Source organism: Bdellovibrio sp. SKB1291214, from assembly GCF_002209355.2.
Lineage (GTDB): Bacteria > Bdellovibrionota > Bdellovibrionia > Bdellovibrionales > Bdellovibrionaceae > Bdellovibrio.
Genome location: NZ_CP106855.1, coordinates 289,913 through 307,443, shown reverse-complemented (window position 1 = coordinate 307,443; position 17,531 = coordinate 289,913). Strand labels below are relative to the sequence as shown.

Below are 17,531 nucleotides of genomic sequence, written 5' to 3'. Positions count from 1 at the left end.
TACGTTTGAAAAACAATGAATTCGATCTCGGTTGCGTCTTTCTATCATTATGTTTTCGTATGCTTTGTGGCGTTGTTTCCACCAGTAAATCCGATTGGCAGTGCCTTTATCGTCGGTCCATTTTTAAAAGGACAACCCAGCCAAAGACGTATTAAGGCAGCCGCAGCCATAGCGCTTTATTGTTTGAGTATTTGCATCGCTTTCACTCTTTTGGGCGGATTCTTTTTTAAGCTGTTTGGGATTTCTGTTCCGGTGGTACAAATCGCCGGCGGCATTTTGATTGCGCGCATGGGCCTTAGCATTTTAACAGCGACAGAACCTTCCGAAGATCAAGAAAAAGTCGTAGATAACGAAGATCATCCGCGATCGAAGTCGTTGAAGTCACTTTTGTTTTATCCGTTGGCTTTTCCAACGACGACGGGCGGAGGCACCATTTCCGTCCTTTTGGCACTGAGTGCTAATAGTTATCACGTAGATCCAGCGATTCACATGTTCAATTTGCTCGCGACTTCAGTCGCGTGTTTACTGATGGCAGCCGTTATATTCGCGTGCTATTCATTGACACCAACAATTCTCGACAGACTGAATCTACAAGCGCTGCAAGTTTGTAACAAACTGAGCGGTTTTTTGACGTTTTGTGTAGGGATCCAAATTGTGGTGGACGGCGTCTTGGGAATTGCAAAAATTCTTACCAAAGGCTGAAATTAGGGCTATCGTTTTTGTTATGAAAAAACAAATAACGAAAAACATCCTAATTAGCACGTTGTTAACAAGTTCAGTTATTGGTTGCGCTGGTGGAAGCAGTATTCAGTCCACATCCAATACTCCCGTAAAAAAAATCCACGAAAGTATCATCGTTAAAGGTGTAACAATCGTAAATACTCAAAATGGTCAATTGCAGTCCAATATGGCTGTAATGATTGATGCGGGGAAAATTTCAAAAATCATTCCGGCTGATATGATTGGCGAGCAGGGCGGAAAACGAATCATCGATGCCACAGGCAAATACTTGGTGCCAGGTTATAACGACATGCATGCTCATATCCTCGATGAGGCTTCATCACAGGAAATGGCAGCAGTGATGTTAGCTCACGGTATCACAGGGTATCGTCAGATGTCAGGGAGTGATGAGCTTTTAAATCAACGTAAAGACAATAAACTGACATTGCCAGAGGACTCTCCGGAGTTATTAGGGATGCCTGGGCCCGTCCTTGTAAGAAGCAATGCTTCAACGCCGGAAGCAGCAACAGCGCTGGTACAAAAACAACGCGTTGAAGGTGCTGACTTTATTAAAGTGGTCGACGTTTCACCAAGTGCCTTTTTTGCGGCTTTGGCAGAAGCTAAAAAGGAAGGCGAATACTTTGCGGGTCATATACCGGCAGGGGTTGATGCGGTTCAGGCCTCTAAGCAGGGTATGTTGTCCATCGAACACCTAGGGCCTGTTGATTCTGTTTTAATCAGCTGCTCTACCAATGAAGCGGCTGCTCGTAAAGCCATTGGCTCCGAAGCCAACGTCAACATGAGTGCGGAGATCGGCAAATTGACAATTGCTAATCCTTTGTTGGTTCGCCTCATGGCCAATCAAAATGCCTTTTTAAAAACGCGCATGATCATTGATACCTATAGCGATTCAAAATGTAAAAAAGTGGCCGACACGTTTGCAAATTTTAAAACATGGCACGTTCCAACATTGATTCGTAATCAGACGATGCAGATGGCGGATAAGGCCGATTTTTCAAAGTCGCCGAATTTGCAATATGTACCTCGCGCGACTCGGGAATACTGGAATGAAGTTTCGCAGCAGTTCACTAAAACTGTAAAACCCGTGGCGCGCGAAACTTTACGTCAGCTTACGCAAATGGATATGAAACTTGTGAAGCTTTTTGATCAACAAGGCGTGAAAATGCTAACGGGTTCTGATGTTGGCGGCATGTGGGTTGTTCCAGGAGTTTCATTGCACCAAGAATTTGATCTGTTGGCTAAGGCGGGTTTGACTCCACTAAAGGTTTTGCAAATGACGACTCTGAATAGCGCAGAATTCTTAGGAAAGCGTACCAGCATGGGAACTGTAGAAATGGGTAAAGACGCAAACTTGGTATTGCTTGATGCAAACCCAGTTCAAAGCGTTGCAAATCTTCATAAAATCAGTGCCGTGATTCGCGATGGTAAATTCTATTCTCAAGACACACTTGAAAAATTGAAAATGGAGGCTGCAAATAAAATGGCTGCGGCAACCGAGACAACATCCTCTAACCACGTTCATTAGAATTAGGAAAGTTCTTGTCATCAGTCTTGTCAGTGGAACTTAACACTGGCAAGATTGTCCCCATGAATGAGTTATTTCGCAAAATCTCTAATCAAATTTCTCACTGGGTCGGAACTCCTTACGCCTTTGTCTTGGCCGTCGGTGGCATTATCTTATGGGCAGTTCTGGGTCCTGTTTTTGATTATTCCGATACGTGGCAATTAGTGATTAACACGGCGACCACGATTATTACTTTTCTGATGGTATTCCTGATTCAAAATACTCAAAACAGGGATGCCCGCGCCATTCACCTTAAGTTAGATGAATTAATTCGTGCCACCAATGGCGCGCGTGATGATTTGATTGATCTTGAAGAAATGTCTGATGATATGCTTGATCAAGTGCACGCAGACTTTCGTGCCACTCATGAGCGCATGGGCGAAGTGATCGAAAAGATCGAAGCTCAAAAGAAAAATCGTCAGAAGTAGTTTAGTTCTTAACTTGGTGCTCAACCGCCCAGCGGTATAGGTTGTCGGGAGAAAGCCCGGGAGTGCCATCAAGGTCCCAGTAATTCTTTGGCCAAACTTTTTTATTAAAAGTCATGGGATGAGTGGGGATGTTTAAGAGTTTCCCTAAAAGCTCTGAGCAGTACATCGCTTTATCATCCCAAGAATACCAGAAATCAAATGGCAGCCCCATATAGGGAGCTGCTTGCTGGAATTGAACCGGCTGATCGATCTCGATAACTTCCGTTATCGTACCATGGTGGTTCAATTGATCGAGAGTGATAATGGCGACACCTTCGCCAGGGTAAGCATTAAGCCACAGCTCCCCAATGTCATCGAACTGAATAGCAGTGTGCGAAAAGCGTGCTCCGGGCTCATATTCCACTCGCTCGCCTCGAGAATTAAATGTTTCAAGAAAGGCGATGCGTGTTCCAGCCTCTGCCGATAGAGCAGAAATCAGAATACTTATAGTAAGAGTTGCTAAAGCCAACCAGCGACGCATGCCAAGGGTTGTCCTCTTTTGAGTCGTGGCAGTCAAAATGTTTCTGCTCGAAAAGTGATCCGTATCATTGTGTATGCTCCACGGCCTTGTTATTTTTATTAGAGCTGCCGCTGCGGAGGCATTGTGAATAAAAATCAGTCTTTACCTATCGTGTTTCTTCATGGTTTTCTGTGCGATCCCAGATTATGGACTTCTGTGCAAACCTATTTAAGGTATGAAGGTCCTTCCTATCTGATTGATTTTAAATTCTGCAAAACCCTCGAAGAGATGCTGGAACAAATTGAAATAATCGAAGCTCCGCGTTTTCACATGGTGGGATTTTCTATGGGTGGTTATATCGCCGAAGTTTTCGCAACAAAATACCCTGAGCGGATTGAAACCCTCACCTTGATTGCCGCCAATGTGGGTTCTTTAAGTGAGCTTGAGCAGTCCAGTCGGCTTAAAATGGCAGATATGTTGTCGCGAGTTCAATATAAGGGAATGTCTGAAAAAGAGGTGATGAGATTCATCCATCCTCGCTCTGGTGAAAATCCGGAGGTTATAAAAGTCATTCAGGAGATGAGTCAGGCCTATACCTCTGAAATGTATGTGAACCAGATGCGAGCGACCCTTCAGCGTAAGGATTTAACCGCAGCTTTGGAAGGGCTGACCTTTCCCATTACTATTATTGCGGGGAGGGAGGATCGAGTCGTGTCTTTAGTTTCTCTACAAAACTTTCACGACAGAATTAAACGGTCGCAATTTACGGTCATAGAAGAAACAGGACATTACATCCCGTTAGAAAAGCCTCTGGAAATTGCCCACGCCATCAAGCAAGCCGTTTCCTTGTAAAGATTTAGTTGGCGCAATAAATCGGGACGAAAGCAACCCTGTCCTTATGGGCTATTGAATATCTGCTACGAACCGCATAGCATTTTTCTATGGGAAAAATTAGGTCGGTCTTTGTCGTGGGCATCTTTTTATTTTCAATGGCATCCTTGGCGGAGCCTAAGCAGCTGCCCGTTAACGGAAGACTCTTTATCGGGTCCACCAATGTATCTCCGACGGAGCTGAACACCTCCCTTGAATCACAAAGCATGAAAAAGGTGGATAGCATCACTCAATACGGTGTGGAGATTGTTTATCCCGCATTTCAATATTTAGACGTCGGAGTTCGCTATGCTAAAAGAACTTTGAACAATGATGAAAATCCTGCGAACGCAGCGACCGATTACACCGCGAAAATTGATCAAGACACATTTATGTTTTTGGCTCGCGTCCCATTTTATAAAAGCGATGTCTTGCGCCTGGATGCTTTTGCGGGGGCGGGTGGCAGTAACACGACTTACACCATAAAATCCGCGACAGAGGACGGATCATTAACCAAAAAAGCAAACTCGGGCTGGTTCGCCACCCCCTATGCAGCCGCAGGAGCCTCTTTGGCAGTCGGGTACAAATGGATTTACTTCATCATGGAGGGTGGAATCGAAAGCAATAAACCAGAGTCCTTCGATCGCTCCGGCTCTGTCAGCAGCAATATCAATCAGATCGATCTTTCCGGTGGCTATTTGACGATCGGAATTTTGTTCACCGGCGTACCCGGTACGATTGGAAAATAATTTTAGATAATTTTAAGAGCGCCCTGAAAAGTTTGCCTAAAATTTCATCTTTTTTGAGAGTTATATTGCGAGCTTAGCTATATTCCGTGCGGGTTTGCTGACATCTTGTGCAAAGTCTCGCCGCACCCCAAAAAAGTAATAAAAATTTTTAAAATACTGCAAGATTTCGTATTGACTTTAACCCCCTCTTAGAACAAATTAGCACTTCCTCAAACGGACAAAGTGGTTCGCTAGCTCAGCTGGTAGAGCATTTCACTTTTAATGAAAGGGTCGATGGTTCGAATCCATCGCGAGCCACCATTTTTTGTTCTTTTGATTTTTCCTAGTACGTTCCCATCGTCTAGGGGCCTAGGACACCTCCCTTTCACGGAGGATACAGGGGTTCAAATCCCCTTGGGAACGCCAAATTTTGAAAATACAAAACCCATATCGAAAGATATGGGTTTTTTATTTTCACCATCTGAAGTTTCTAAAAGGTTTCAACTCAAAAGGTCGGCACACAACTCCGATCAAAGCGCTCCGAAAAATAATGAGCTCCGACACGTGGTTCAGCAAAATGGCCATGACGGCCATTTAGCGCGAGGCGAAGCAGAGTCCCGCAGGGACAAGTGCAGGATGCGCGCAGCCACCCTTGGGTCGTGAACGTCGCGAAACACAGAGCTAAAAAAAATCTTACAATTTCTTCTTCTCCGACATCACCAACAGAACAAGGAGCACTAAATTACAAAATGTATTGTGAGGTAAATCCCATTGTGAAAAACTCGCATAAACAAAAAACGGGATTTGCATGCATTTCAAGACAATACTCGCCCTCTTAATCGTTTCCGTTACACTTCATTCTAAAGCGGAAGAGGTAAAGCAAGCAGCTCCAGAAAAAGAACAAAGCACATCGGAAAAAGCTAAAGAGGTTTTTAATAAAGCCACCGTCATCGCGAAACAGGCGACAGATACTGTCGTTAAGACTTTTAATGAAACTCGAGTTCGCAGAGAGGCAGAGAGCTACTTTGTATTGGGAAGTTACTCCGGCGTGGACTTGTTGATTCCAGGCAAGTATGGAGCAACTGTGGGGGCGATTCAAAGTGCCGATAATACTTGGGAGATCGAGTATCTCAGAGGCAGTGTCGCTGTTCCCGTTGTTGTTGCGGATCTTGGAAGTATGAGAGATGAGCGGATTTCTTTAATACGTCGATCCTATTTTGGCGGAAACAGTTTTAATCTTAGTTATGGTCTAAGTTATTATAATTTTACCCTTCATTTGGGAGACGATATCCTAAGTCGTGTTACGAGCGGATATTATCCCAACATGGGTATGATCCAAATTGAAGCCTTGGGTCTTAATGTGGCGCTCGGTAATAGATGGATCTTCCGCAAAAACATCACCCTAGGAGTTGATTGGTTTTCTTGGTCTCAGCCGTTGCATGTAACACACGTAAGTGCGGAGTATTTAAATCACGCAACTAACCAGCAAGATATTGATAATGTGCAAAAGGGGATCGATATTATTTCTCATTTCCCTCGCTTTGCAGCTATTAAATTTCAGTTAGGGATTTTGTTTTAGTTGAGCGATTAGATATTTGATAGGGGTTCGATATGAAAATGGCAATTCATCTGATATTTTTTATTTTGGCAGGGATTCCGGCTTTCGCAGTACAATCTGGTGACATACTTCCTTCCTTCAAAATCCAAAATCAATTCGAAGAACCCGCTGAACTAAACGCAGAGACAAAATGGATTATTTTTTCGAGTGATATGAAGGCTGCAAAGATTTTGACAGAGTACCTGAACGAAAACGCCAAGAATTTCGATCTCTCAAAGACTTTGATAATCTCCGACATTTCAAAGATGCCGGCCTTGGTATCAAAGATGTTCGCGATCCCAAAAATGAAGAAATATAATTTCAAGCTGGCACTAGATAAAGAAGGGGACGTCACGAAAGCATGGCCTCGTCAAGAAGGCACGATCCTTGTAATAAAAGTCGATCAGTTGAAAGTGGAATCCACAGAAAACCTGACAACAGCGGAAACCGTCTCCAGTTTCTTTAAAGAGAAATTTAAATAATTTTAGCTTTAACGATTTCGCGGCTCATTTTTAGGAACTGATTCTCAGTGTATCCCAAGATGCGGCTTAGCCACAGGTGCGACAGCCCATGGACCATGGACCACGCTTGCAGGGTGGCAAGCTCGGCCTCTTTGTCATCAATATCCATCCCTGAGCTCTTAAATGCCTCGCTGATCGTCGTTCTTAACAAGCGGAAGGACTGATCCGCCAAGGGTTTGATAGAAGGGTAGCTTGGCAATACGTGAAGCTCGCGGTTGAACATAACACGGTAGTGGCCTTCATATTTAATCGCGAAATCGAGATAAGCCATCCCCAGTTGCTGAATGCGTTCTGTTGAAGGGAGCTTCGAGTGAAGTTCGGCGGCGTATTGCAGTTTTTGGTGAAACAATTCATAGCCACGTTTTGCCACTTCGATCAGTAAAACTTCTTTCGATTCAAAGTGACGATAAAAGGCGGGGGCGGAGACGCCGCAAGCTTTCGCGATTTCACGAAGGCTGAAATCCAAATGTCCTGCGCGAACAACGAATTCCAAAACTTCATGGATGGCCGCTTCTTTTAAAGAGCCATGGTGATAACTTTTCTCTGCCGATTTTTTCATCAAACGTCCTAGAACCAAAAAAAAGCCCGCTTTCAAAAAACGGGCTTTTTAAAATACGAAATTAATTGTTGAACAAAGGTTTTACCCAAAGAGTTTGCTCACGACCCGGACCTACAGAGATCACATCGATCGGAGTACCTAATTGTGAGCCAATGAAGTCGATGAAGTTCGTCGCAGGTCTTGGAAGATCAGACAAAGTTTTAACCTTGGTCAAATCTTCTTTCCAGCCCGTCATCCACTCAACAACTGGCTCAACTTTTTCAAGCTCGTACGGAGACGTTGGAAGTTCCGTGACAATTTCGCCGTTGATTTTATAAGCCGTACAAACGCCGATGCGCTCATGACCTGACAAAACGTCAATCTTCATCATCGCAAGGTTTGTAATACCATTCACGCGGATGGCGTATTTCAAAGCAACTAAGTCGAGCCAGCCGCAGCGGCGAGCACGACCCGTAGTTGCCCCGAACTCGTGACCATCAGCTTGGATCTTTTGACCCACTTCATCGTGAAGCTCGGTTGGGAATGGACCCGAACCAACACGAGTCGTGTAAGCTTTAAAGACGCCGATAACCTTTTGGATGTTTGTTGGCCCGACACCCGCGCTCACACAAGCATTCGCTGATAAAGTGGAAGAAGACGTCACGAACGGATAAGTTCCGTGCAAGATATCAAGCATAGTCCCTTGAGCACCTTCAAACATAACGCGTTTGTTGGACTTCAAAGCTTTCGAAATAAATAAAGACGTGTCTTTAGCGCGGTAAGGAGCCAAGTCCTCAGCCACTTCTTTCAATTGTTGAAGCAAATCTTCCAATTTGAAAGTGGAACCGTTGTAGTAATTCTCAAGCATGAAGTTCTTTTCACGCAAAGCCAGTTCCAATTTTTCTTTCAAAGATTCTGGATGGAAAATATCACCCAACAAAACAGCGCGGCGAGAAGCGCGGTCTTCGTAAGCCGGCCCAATGCCTTTACCCGTTGTTCCGATCTTGCCACCTTGCAAAGCTGCTTCACGAGCGGCATCCAAGGCCTTGTGATATGGAAGAATGATAGTAGCTGTATCCGAGATCAAAAGTTGTTTTGGATTTTGAAGATAACCACCGGCGATCAAACGTTTGATTTCATCGCGGATGCTGAAGACGTCAATCACGACTCCGGAGGTGATGACGCAAGTTGTGTCGGGACGAAGAATACCACTTGGTACCAAGTGAAGAACTGTTTTTTGGCCGTTTACAACCAGCGTGTGACCTGCGTTGGCGCCACCTTGGTAGCGAACAACCATGTCCGCTTTTTCTGCAAACACGTCGACCAATTTACCTTTACCCTCGTCGCCCCATTGAGCACCGACAACCACGATTCCTGACATAGCCTAGATCCCTTCAAAGGCGCCAAGCTCGGCGCCCGGGACAAGACGATAGGAAGTGGGGCATTAAATGTCAAATCGGTTATTTGTCAAAAGGTGTAGCTCCGTACCATGGCGCTCTTGGTGGGAGTGTGTCAGAGGTGCTGCCATCTATGAAAAAGGCCATCAGCTTGTTTGCCGCAACCTGACTCGCTTTGAAGAACGCGTCTTCCGTATTTGCTCCAATATGCGGAGTCAGGATGACGTTCTGGTATTGTAGTAGATTTGAGGTGCGTGGCAGGGGTTCCTTTTCAAAAACATCCAGCCCCACAGAGCGTAACCAACCTTTATCAAGTGCTTCACAGAGGTCATTTTCATTAATAACTGAGCCCCGAGACGTGTTGATCAAAACTATGCCGCGGTGAATGTATTCAAAGTGCGAGCGGTCCAGCATGTGCTCCGTTTCCAAAGTTTTTGGAACGTGAAAACTTATAACATCCGCTGACTTCAAAACCTCTTCATAGCTCAATCGTGGAATATTCAAACGTTCAAAAGTTTCATCTTCGGCGTAAGGATCGAAAGCGACGACGTTCATGCCGAAAGTTTGTGCAAATTCCGCAACGCGGGAGCCAATGCGACCCAAGCCAATGATGCCGTAGGTACGCCCGGAAAGTTCAATACCTGTGATGGCGTCGCGTTTCCATTCTCCAGCTTTGACCATTTTATGAGCAGGCATAAGATTGTTCACGCAAGCCAGTACTAAACCCCACGTCAACTGCGCCGCCGATTGAACGTTGGCAGTTGGAGTGTGCATCACAGTGATGCCCCATTTTTCCGTCGCTGCAAGATCAATGTGATCAAAGCCGCTGGTGCAAGTTATGATCAACTGTAACTGACGGGCCTTGGCCAGAAGTTCTTCGTTAATCACGGTGCGGCTGCGAATGATAAGGGCGTGAGCCGTTACCAAGTGTTCCAGCGGCAGGTGAATGTGGCTGTCACTGCGAACGACTTCGAAATTTTCATTTTGCTGTAAATACAAAAAGCTATCTTGGGCAAAGCGATCTGTGATTAAGATTTTTTTCTTCATGGGTTTTGCTCCAGCCACTGACGGCCTTCCTCAACAACCATCGAAATTTGTTCCAAGGTTAAAGAACCAGGATCGAATTTGCGCAAAACTTGGCCCAAGTTGTCGATCAATTTTAACATCTCTTTATCTTGCACATACCCCATGTGACCGATGCGAATGATTTTACCTTTCGCCTGATCTTGGCCACCCATGATTGTGATGTTGTGAGATTGCTCAAGCTCGAGGCGGATTTTTTGGCCGTCCATTGTTGGAGGTACAACCAAGGCTGTTACAGAGTCACTCGGAGATTTTGCATATAACGTAAAACCCAATCCTCTAGCAAATTGACGAGTGAATTCTGCACGACGGTGGATGGAGTGGAAAAGTTTGTCCAGGCCGTCTTTGTTGATTAAATTTAGAACGACATCAAGGGCGCGAATGATAGAAACATTCGAAGAAAAGAATGTTTCGCCTGCAGCGTTGGCCTTTTTTTCTTTGCGAACGTCAAAATAAAAGCGAGGGCATTTCGCAGAGTCAAAATAGCGTTGGGCTTTTTTTGAAAATGCAATAAAGGCCATGCCGGTTGGTAACATAAAGGCTTTTTGTGATCCCGCGACCAGACCGTCAATTTTCCATTCATCCATCGGCAGGGGGTAAGCTCCCAGAGCCGTGATCGCATCGACCAAGAAAAGAGTTTCAGAATATTTGGCAACCACCTCTGCGATTTCTTTGATGGGATGAGCAACTGCCGTGCTTGTTTCGCAAGCTTGGCACAAAACGGCGCGAGTTTCGGGGAAACGTTTTAAATGATCTTCGACAGATTCAGGCTTGGCAGCCTCTCCCCAGGGGACGTTGATGATGGACACTTCAGCGCCAAAAGTTTTTGCCATCTCGGCCCAGCGCTCTCCGAATTTTCCCGAAACGATGGCTAAAACTTTATCACCCGGAGACAAGGTATTCACCAACAGGGCTTCCATTCCTCCAGAGCCAGTGCAGCTTAAAAGATAAACATCTTCTTGAGTTTGAAAGACAGTTCGAATGCCCGATAAAACACGTTTTAAAATAACGTCAAATTCTGGAGTGCGGTGATGAATCATCGGTAATGCTAAAGCTTTACGCACCTCAGGATGGAGGTTTACGGGACCGGGAGCAAGCAGGCTGTATTCGTCATTGAATGATGTCATTTTTCTTCCTTGATCTCTTCTTCAATTTATACTCAACTGGGTCGGTGGACGCAATATTTAAAGGCTCTCGCAGCATTCTGATTCTCTCTGTACTTGGCTTACAGCTTCTGTCTGGTTGTGCTTATCATCTGGGTGTTGCCAGCCGTACGATTCCTGGCGGCTATAAGCAGATCTCTGTTCCAGTTTTTAAAAATAAAACTCAAGAAACAGGTATCGAAGTTGCGTTTACCAACGGTTTGATTCACGAATTTCAACGTTCTCGAGTTGCGCGCGTCGTGGACAACTCGTTGTCTGAAGTGGCTGTAATTGGTCAGATCGACAACGTTCAATATTTGCCAGGTGCAAAACGTATTTCCGGAGATGCTTCCACTTATTTGCCTTCGGGAACAGTTATCGCGTCAGAGTATCGTATCCTTCTGACAGTAACTGTCAAAGTCGTCAGACAAGCTGATGGTACGGAGTTGTGGAAGGGAAGCTTTACGGGAGAGCGTACTTATGCGGCACCTCAGGTAACGCTTGCTGGCGTAAACTCTGTTGATCCGCTTTACAATCTCTCAGCCCGCAGGCAAAACATTGACCTTATGGCAAATGATCTGATGCTTGAAGCTCACGATCGTATTACGGAAAATTTTTAGTAGATGGCATTAATTGATTCACAAAAATTTTATAAGGACTTGGAAAAGGGCAACCTTGCGCCAATGTACTTCCTTTTCGGGGAAGAACCTTATTTGTTGAATCAAAGTGTGGATCGCTTCAAGTATGCCGTTCTGACTGAAGGCGCGATCGATTTCAACTACAGTCTGTTTTACGCTAGCGACGCTGACATTGTTCAGGTTCGCGACGCTGTTGAAACATTGCCGATGATGGCTCCACGTCGCTTGGTTATTTTGAAGGAAGCTCAAGAACTCACGGATAAAGAATGGGCGCAGTTGGAACCCTTGATTGAGGAACCCGTTGATAGCACATGCTTTGTGATCCTTGCTTCACGTGTGGATAAACGAAAAAAACAAATCCGTCAGTTGTTGGACAAAGCCGATTGTGTCGAGTTCAAAAAGCCTTACGAAAATCAAGTTCCATCGTGGATCAATTATATCGCTGAAACTTTGGGATTGAAAATTTCCAACGATGCGATTCACTTGCTTCATAAGCTTGTTGGTCATCATTTAACGGAAATTGAAGCTGAGCTTAAAAAGCTAGGAGAGTTCGTCGAGGGCGCTCGTCGTATCGAAGTCTCTGACGTGGCTCAAGTCGTCTCTCGTTCCAAAGAAGAAAGTGTATTTGATTTCACCAAAGCTGTTGGCATGAACGATCGTGTGAAGGCGTTGGAATACTTGGTTCACTTATTGGATCAGGGCCAAAACGAAATCGGAATTATATCCTTGGTGGCTCGCCATATTCGTATTTTGCTAGCAGTAAAAAAAGGCATGGACGAAGGCTTGCACGGAGCAAAACTTGCGCACTATGCACAAGTGCCTCCCTACTTCTTAGAAAACTACGCCGAACAATCACGCCTGTGGACGGCCAAAAAGCTCGAGCAAACGATGGTTGTTTTGTCTGAAACTGACAAAGCCTTGAAATCATCCCCACTTTCCAGCCACATCTGGCTTGAAAATATGGTTCTAAAAACCTGTACCGCTTAATTTCAATGAAAAAGTCCGACTGCCGAGTTGGACGGCACGAAACTCGCTTAATGCCCCATTAGAATCAGTTTCCGCATAAGACCTGCTGTCGCGGTTTTGGCAGAGGTTTTTTGGTATTGTTTCACGGATGTCTGAGAATTCGACAAAGGGTATATGAAAAGCCTCATTCTAATGGCACTTATTTTAATCGCAAACACGGACACACAAGCCGCAGGCATTGCGTTGGATACTTCAGGGTTGTTCCCGCAAATCGAGTGCGAAATTCAAGGCATGAGGGGGCTTTGCGCTTTGGACTTAGGGGCGGATTCGACTTTTATTTCTGGCAAAGCGGCGAAGGGTTTGAAAGTCACGGGCGAGCAATCGATGCAAACATTGGGTGGAGTGCAAACATATCCTGTTGTTGAAGTGAAAAGCCTCAAGGTGGGCGGGGAATTGTTAGCTGCGAATATCAAAACATTGGTGCAAGCAGAAATTCCGACAACCTCAGGACAAGAGCTCGTCGGAACTATCGGTGCCGACACTTTCAGAAATAAGACAATTCTTTTGGATAACGCAAAAATCGTATCATCGATGGCCGCGATTTATATCGAGCCGACGTCGGCGCAGGCAAAAGCATTTAAAACAAAAAGCAGAATGATCCCGGGTCAGCGTCCAGTGATCGAAATGAAAATGGGCAGCAAAACCGTCAGAGCATTATTTGATACTCACGCTTCAAGTGCAGTCACAGGCGCGTTCGTAAAAAACAACCCAGAATTTTTCAAGCTCATAGGTCGTCAGCCGAAAACAGATATTGCGGGTTTCACAAAATCCTACATGATGGCCGAGCCCGCACAAGAAATCTGCATCCAAGGCCAATGCGCAAAAAACCTGTGGTCGTTCATGGTGATTCCACCTCAAGAAGGCATCGATATCATCCTGGGTATCGACTACATTCAACAATACAGTTGGCTGCTATCACCCAATGAGGGAAAGTACTCAGCCATCAAAAGAGCTACAAAAAAATAGCTAGGGAACTAGTTTTGAAGCTTCTGACAAATCAAATCCCACCGAATCTTAGCAGTTTCCTCTTCAACAGACTTTTTCTCCGCGTGATTTAAAGCATCATAAGAACGACGACTGATCCACCAATCTCCTCATGAGTAATTTCGCAAACCCAAAGGCTCGTGATCTCTTCCACTTTGAAACAAAAACGTCGTGCTTGGCATTGGCTATGGAGTGGAGTGCGTGCGCAGCGACCTCCGTCGGCGCACGATGCGCGAACCCGCCAAAGGCGGGCGACGGTGAGCCTGGATGGCGTGTCGCGGAGCACGTACTCCACTCCATAGCCAAGGCCAAGTCCCGGCAGCCCAAGTCCCGGCAGCCCAAGTCCCGGCAGCCCAAGTCCCGGCAGCCCAAGTCTCAAAGTGAGACAGAGAAAACAAGACTGCACAGGTACAGTCAAAATTCCGATATGTATTCCATGGCAGGCGACTTTCAAAAGATAAACATTCCAACGATCGAGGATAAACCAGGCGGGTTCCGTCGCCAGTATCCACGTCGTACGATGAAACGTAAAGTAGGGGTCCTTTGTGACGGTTCTTATTTTATCGTTGATTCAGGGGAAATCGGTGAAGGTGGTATGTCGATTATTTCGGAATACCTGCTTAACGAAGGTGACGAAGTCGTCGTCAGCTTTCAAATCCCGGCAGGGGATTTCGTATTCCTACGCGGAGTGGTTCGCTCCACACAAAAAAAACAGGGTGACTCGACAGTCACCCATGGTCTCAGCTTCAGCAATGTTAACTTTGCTACCAAAAGACAAATCCGTGCTTTTGTATCAGCACGCACTCACTCCTCATCGCAAGCTGCATAAATAGAAAAGGGCGACTCAATGGTCACCCAATTCTAATTCAAATTATCAGTCGAAATTACTTTGCAGAAGCGCGTACTGAAAGACGGCTGATTTTGCGAGAAGCAGTTTCTTTTTTGATAACGCCAGTTTTAGCTGCTTTCATTACTTGAGCAGTGAAGTTTTTCAACAACTCAGGAAGAGCTTTAACGTCTTTAGCTTCAATAGCTTTAACAAGTTTTTTTTCAGCTGTTTTTACAGTGCTTTTACGAGCATTGTTTACTGCTGTTTTACGGATAGATTGACGAGCTCTTTTTGCTGCTGACTTATGATTTGCCAAGGTATAGCCTCCACTTAATCTTTATAAACGAACCAAAGGGATTAACATACGGTGTCTGTGGAGGCAAGCGGATTAAAAGAAGATCGCAAAAAGGTCTTCAAAAAAGCCTTTTTTATGGCCGGTGGGACCCTAACTAGCCGCGTTTTGGGCTTATTCCGTGATATGGCCCTGGCAGCTCTCTTTGATCGTACAGTCACAGATGCTTGGACTGCGGCATTCCGACTCCCTAATTTGTTCCGTCGACTTTTTGGCGAAGGCTCGCTGTCTGTGAGCTTTATTCCCGTTTTTATTGAATCTCAGGCCGAAGACACCTCCGGGGTCAGGGCTCGCAACCTTATAAATGCCATCTACACACTGCTTTTGATTGTTCTGGGAGTAGTGACTCTGTGGGGGATTGGCAGCATGGAATCGCTGCTTAGGCTGCTGTTGGCGGACAATTATCTGTTGGACGTGGAAAAGTGGAATCTTACGGTTCGCATGGCGCGCATTATGTTTGGGTTCGTTTTCTTTGTGTGCTCTTACGCCTATTTCATGGGCATCCTCAATGCCTTAGGGAGTTTTGCGCTGCCGGCCCTGGCTCCCGCGCTTTTGAATATTTCGATGCTGATTTTCACCTTTATGCCTCCTCAGTGGTTTCCTCAGATGGGAGATGGACTTGCGTGGGGCGTTTTCGTTGGCGGATTGCTTCAGGCGGTCCTTTTATGGTGGGCTTTGCGCCACAGAAATTATCTGCCTCGAATAACTCGGCATCTTTGGAATCCTGATGTGCGCTTGGTTTTAAAAAACATGCTGCCAGGGTTGCTGGGTATGGGGTTGTTGCAGCTTGCAACGTTGGTGAATTTGCATTTTGCAAGTGGTCTGGGAGAGGGAGCTTTATCCTATATTTATTGGGCGGATCGCCTGCTGGAGCTTCCACTGTCGTTAGTTGCTGTCAGCATCGGGGCCGCGCTATTACCGACACTCAGTGATTTGGCTCAACGCAAAGAGCGCGAGCAATTTCAAAAGGTGATGCAAGAGCATTTTCTGATGAACCTTTTTTTAGCGGTGCCCGCGGCAATTGGTTTGTACTTTCTGGCTCGACCGATTGTTGAAGTGTTATTTTATCGCGGTCATTTTGCAGTAAGCGATGTTGCGGCGACCTCTATGGTTTTGCAGGTCTACGCGGTTAGCCTATTGTTTGTGTCTTCGGTGCGCGTGCTGATTCCGTCTTTTTACGCTGTGAAAAATACGTGGGTGCCTGCCGTGACTTCGCTCATAGGGTTGGCTTTGCACATTGGAATAGCACCTTTTTGGATTCGCTCTTTAGGTCTTCAGGGCCTGGTGATTTCAAGCTTGGTTGCAGCAGCGGTGCAATTTGTTTTAGTAGTCGCTTTGATGGGTCGATTTGCAGTCCAGATGCGATGGATGGCGGTGGGCAAGGAGCTGTTTAAAATCCTCATCGCTGGTGCGTTGATGGCTGTCGTCGCCTGGGGCCTTGCCGGATGGATCACGTACGCTTCATCAAGTCTTATCAAAACATTGTTGTTAACCTTGGTGATGGGTTTGTGTGCGTTGGTTTACGGAATATCATCCCTAAAATTAAAAATCGAGCAGGGGAGTTTCCTGCTCGATCAATTTAAGCGTAAAAACAAGTCTTAAACAGCCGGGCTGCTGCTATCAACTCCCAGCACGAGTCTATTCAGTTCAACTGTTAAACCCTGCGCTGTTGTGGCAAGGTTATTGATCTCGCCACCGGTTGCCGCAATTTCTTCAGAGGACGCTGCATTTGATTGCGAGGCCTGGTCCAATTGATTCATTGCTTTACTGATTTGTTGAATGCCTGTTGTCTGTTCCGAACTTGCGGCTGCAATTTCATTATTTAAATCCGAAACCTTTTTAATGGAACTCACGATATTCGAAAGGACAGTGCCGCTTTGGTCTGCGATGACGCTGCCACGTTCGATTTGCGATACTGATTCTTTGATCAGCGACGAAATATCTTTTGCTGACGAAGCACTTCGCTGTGCTAAAGCACGAACGGCTTCTGCAACCACAGCAAAACCCTTACCTTGTTCTCCCGCACGGGCGGCTTCAACGGCTGCGTTGAGTGCCAATAAATTTGTTTGGAAGGCAATGTCATCGATCACAGAAATGATCTCTTCAATTTTTTTGGAAGAGCTGGATGTTTCATTCATTGCTGCAATGAGATTCTTAATATCATTTTCTCCTTCCTCGGCAGGCGCCGGTCATTTTTTGCATGACTTGCCCCAATTCCCACAGGCGGCCATCCATTAATTCATGAACCTGTTTGTTGGCTTCCGGGGTGCCTTGGTCAGCCAAATCTGCAACTTTCTCTAATAGTTTCATATATTCGTCATGGGCAGCATAAGCGGCTTTATCTGTTTCTGCCAGTTCCGGAGCTGCGGGTGCATTTCTGTAAATTTCAAAATTCTCTCTGAATTCTTTGATGCCGTCTTGAGCCAGCTTGATTTTCTCATGACGTTTCTCGGGGGTATCCATCATCATTGCCGCAAAGACTTGATAGCCAAACTTGAAGTCCAGATCTCAACGAATGTTGAATTGTAATGGGTAGGATATAAAAAAAAGGACTGAGTTGTGGGCTCAGTCCTTTTGATTATGAATCTATTCAG

General features: G+C 45.6%; 19 protein-coding genes, 2 tRNA genes and 1 pseudogene. 14 read left to right on the top strand and 8 right to left on the bottom strand.

From position 1 onward, the window contains the following. Positions 1-15 precede the first annotated feature (15 nt). From B9G69_RS01510 to B9G69_RS01500, 3 genes are all read left to right on the top strand, one after another. Positions 16-702, top strand: coding sequence for a MarC family protein (locus tag B9G69_RS01510; protein ID WP_088614246.1), 687 nt, complete (start codon positions 16-18; stop codon positions 700-702). A 22-nt stretch (positions 703-724) separates the two neighbouring features. Beyond that, positions 725-2,266: an amidohydrolase family protein gene (locus tag B9G69_RS01505; protein WP_141096861.1), complete on the top strand. Its 1,542-nt coding sequence runs from the start codon at positions 725-727 to the stop codon at positions 2,264-2,266. Positions 2,267-2,328: 62 nt separating this feature from the next. Continuing rightward, a complete protein-coding gene (locus B9G69_RS01500) occupies positions 2,329-2,733 on the top strand; it encodes a low affinity iron permease family protein (protein ID WP_088617045.1) in 405 nt (134 codons plus the stop codon). A gap of 1 nt (position 2,734) precedes the next feature. Here B9G69_RS01500 and B9G69_RS01495 read toward each other — a convergent pair whose 3' ends face one another. Next, positions 2,735-3,253, bottom strand: a complete 519-nt coding sequence (locus tag B9G69_RS01495) for a YiiX/YebB-like N1pC/P60 family cysteine hydrolase (RefSeq protein ID WP_088614248.1) — start codon at positions 3,251-3,253, stop codon at positions 2,735-2,737. Between the two features lie 123 nt (positions 3,254-3,376). Here B9G69_RS01495 and B9G69_RS01490 point away from each other — a divergent pair, with 123 nt between their 5' ends. The 6 genes from B9G69_RS01490 (at position 3,377) to B9G69_RS01465 (ending at position 6,909) form a co-directional block, all read left to right on the top strand. Next, positions 3,377-4,084, top strand: coding sequence for an alpha/beta fold hydrolase (locus B9G69_RS01490; RefSeq protein WP_088614249.1), 708 nt, complete (start codon positions 3,377-3,379; stop codon positions 4,082-4,084). Between the two features lie 89 nt (positions 4,085-4,173). Continuing rightward, a complete protein-coding gene (locus B9G69_RS01485) occupies positions 4,174-4,851 on the top strand; it encodes a hypothetical protein (RefSeq protein ID WP_088614250.1) in 678 nt (225 codons plus the stop codon). 224 nt (positions 4,852-5,075) lie between these two features. Continuing rightward, a tRNA-Lys gene (locus B9G69_RS01480) sits at positions 5,076-5,151 on the top strand. Between the two features lie 29 nt (positions 5,152-5,180). Then, positions 5,181-5,256 (top strand) — tRNA-Glu (locus tag B9G69_RS01475). A 382-nt stretch (positions 5,257-5,638) separates the two neighbouring features. Beyond that, on the top strand, positions 5,639-6,409 hold the full coding sequence (locus tag B9G69_RS01470; protein WP_265437920.1) for a hypothetical protein: 771 nt from the start codon (positions 5,639-5,641) through the stop codon (positions 6,407-6,409). Between the two features lie 32 nt (positions 6,410-6,441). Beyond that, positions 6,442-6,909: a hypothetical protein gene (locus B9G69_RS01465; RefSeq protein WP_088614252.1), complete on the top strand. Its 468-nt coding sequence runs from the start codon at positions 6,442-6,444 to the stop codon at positions 6,907-6,909. Here B9G69_RS01465 and B9G69_RS01460 read toward each other — a convergent pair. The 4 genes from B9G69_RS01460 to B9G69_RS01445 all read right to left on the bottom strand — a co-directional run bounded on the left by B9G69_RS01460 (position 6,902) and on the right by B9G69_RS01445 (position 11,093). Then, positions 6,902-7,543 carry a TetR/AcrR family transcriptional regulator gene (locus B9G69_RS01460; protein ID WP_088614253.1) on the bottom strand — a complete coding sequence of 214 codons (642 nt, stop codon included), beginning with the start codon at positions 7,541-7,543 and terminating at the stop codon, positions 6,902-6,904. The genes B9G69_RS01465 and B9G69_RS01460 overlap by 8 nt on opposite strands. 25 nt (positions 7,544-7,568) lie before the next feature. Then, on the bottom strand, positions 7,569-8,867 hold the full coding sequence (locus tag B9G69_RS01455) for an adenylosuccinate synthase (protein WP_088614254.1): 1,299 nt from the start codon (positions 8,865-8,867) through the stop codon (positions 7,569-7,571). A 79-nt stretch (positions 8,868-8,946) separates the two neighbouring features. Continuing rightward, positions 8,947-9,930 carry a D-2-hydroxyacid dehydrogenase gene (locus B9G69_RS01450; protein WP_088614255.1) on the bottom strand — a complete coding sequence of 328 codons (984 nt, stop codon included), beginning with the start codon at positions 9,928-9,930 and terminating at the stop codon, positions 8,947-8,949. Next, positions 9,927-11,093 (bottom strand): pyridoxal-phosphate-dependent aminotransferase family protein, encoded by a 1,167-nt coding sequence (locus B9G69_RS01445; protein ID WP_088614256.1) that lies wholly within the window; start codon positions 11,091-11,093, stop codon positions 9,927-9,929. Before B9G69_RS01445 ends, B9G69_RS01450 begins: the two co-directional genes overlap by 4 nt. A 44-nt stretch (positions 11,094-11,137) precedes the next feature. On the opposite strand from B9G69_RS01445, the gene B9G69_RS01440 reads away from it, so the two are divergent. The 4 genes from B9G69_RS01440 (at position 11,138) to B9G69_RS01425 (ending at position 14,585) form a co-directional block, all read left to right on the top strand. Further along, positions 11,138-11,728, top strand: a complete 591-nt coding sequence (locus B9G69_RS01440) for an LptE family protein (RefSeq protein ID WP_088617046.1) — start codon at positions 11,138-11,140, stop codon at positions 11,726-11,728. A gap of 3 nt (positions 11,729-11,731) precedes the next feature. Next, positions 11,732-12,733, top strand: coding sequence for a DNA polymerase III subunit delta (gene holA / locus B9G69_RS01435; RefSeq protein WP_088614257.1), 1,002 nt, complete (start codon positions 11,732-11,734; stop codon positions 12,731-12,733). A 153-nt stretch (positions 12,734-12,886) separates the two neighbouring features. After that, positions 12,887-13,738 carry an aspartyl protease family protein gene (locus B9G69_RS01430; RefSeq protein WP_088614258.1) on the top strand — a complete coding sequence of 284 codons (852 nt, stop codon included), beginning with the start codon at positions 12,887-12,889 and terminating at the stop codon, positions 13,736-13,738. Between the two features lie 454 nt (positions 13,739-14,192). After that, positions 14,193-14,585: a PilZ domain-containing protein gene (locus tag B9G69_RS01425; protein WP_265437919.1), complete on the top strand. Its 393-nt coding sequence runs from the start codon at positions 14,193-14,195 to the stop codon at positions 14,583-14,585. Between the two features lie 55 nt (positions 14,586-14,640). Here B9G69_RS01425 and rpsT read toward each other — a convergent pair whose 3' ends face one another. Continuing rightward, positions 14,641-14,901, bottom strand: coding sequence for a 30S ribosomal protein S20 (gene rpsT / locus B9G69_RS01420; protein WP_088614260.1), 261 nt, complete (start codon positions 14,899-14,901; stop codon positions 14,641-14,643). 51 nt (positions 14,902-14,952) lie between these two features. Between rpsT and murJ the strand changes: the two genes are divergently transcribed. Next, the gene (murJ, locus tag B9G69_RS01415; RefSeq protein WP_088614261.1) at positions 14,953-16,539 is read left to right on the top strand and encodes a murein biosynthesis integral membrane protein MurJ; all 1,587 of its coding nucleotides are present in this window, start codon (positions 14,953-14,955) and stop codon (positions 16,537-16,539) included. Here murJ and B9G69_RS01410 read toward each other — a convergent pair. Together B9G69_RS01410 and B9G69_RS01405 are read right to left on the bottom strand one after the other, a co-directional pair. Then, positions 16,536-17,117: pseudogene (locus B9G69_RS01410) on the bottom strand (methyl-accepting chemotaxis protein); the annotation flags it as partial. The gene murJ and the pseudogene B9G69_RS01410 sit on opposite strands and share 4 nt — an antisense overlap. Continuing rightward, entirely contained in the window at positions 17,098-17,406 is a 309-nt protein-coding gene (locus tag B9G69_RS01405; protein WP_265437918.1) for a hypothetical protein, read from the bottom strand. The gene B9G69_RS01405 and the pseudogene B9G69_RS01410, both read right to left, overlap by 20 nt. Between the last annotated feature and the right edge of the window lie 125 nt (positions 17,407-17,531).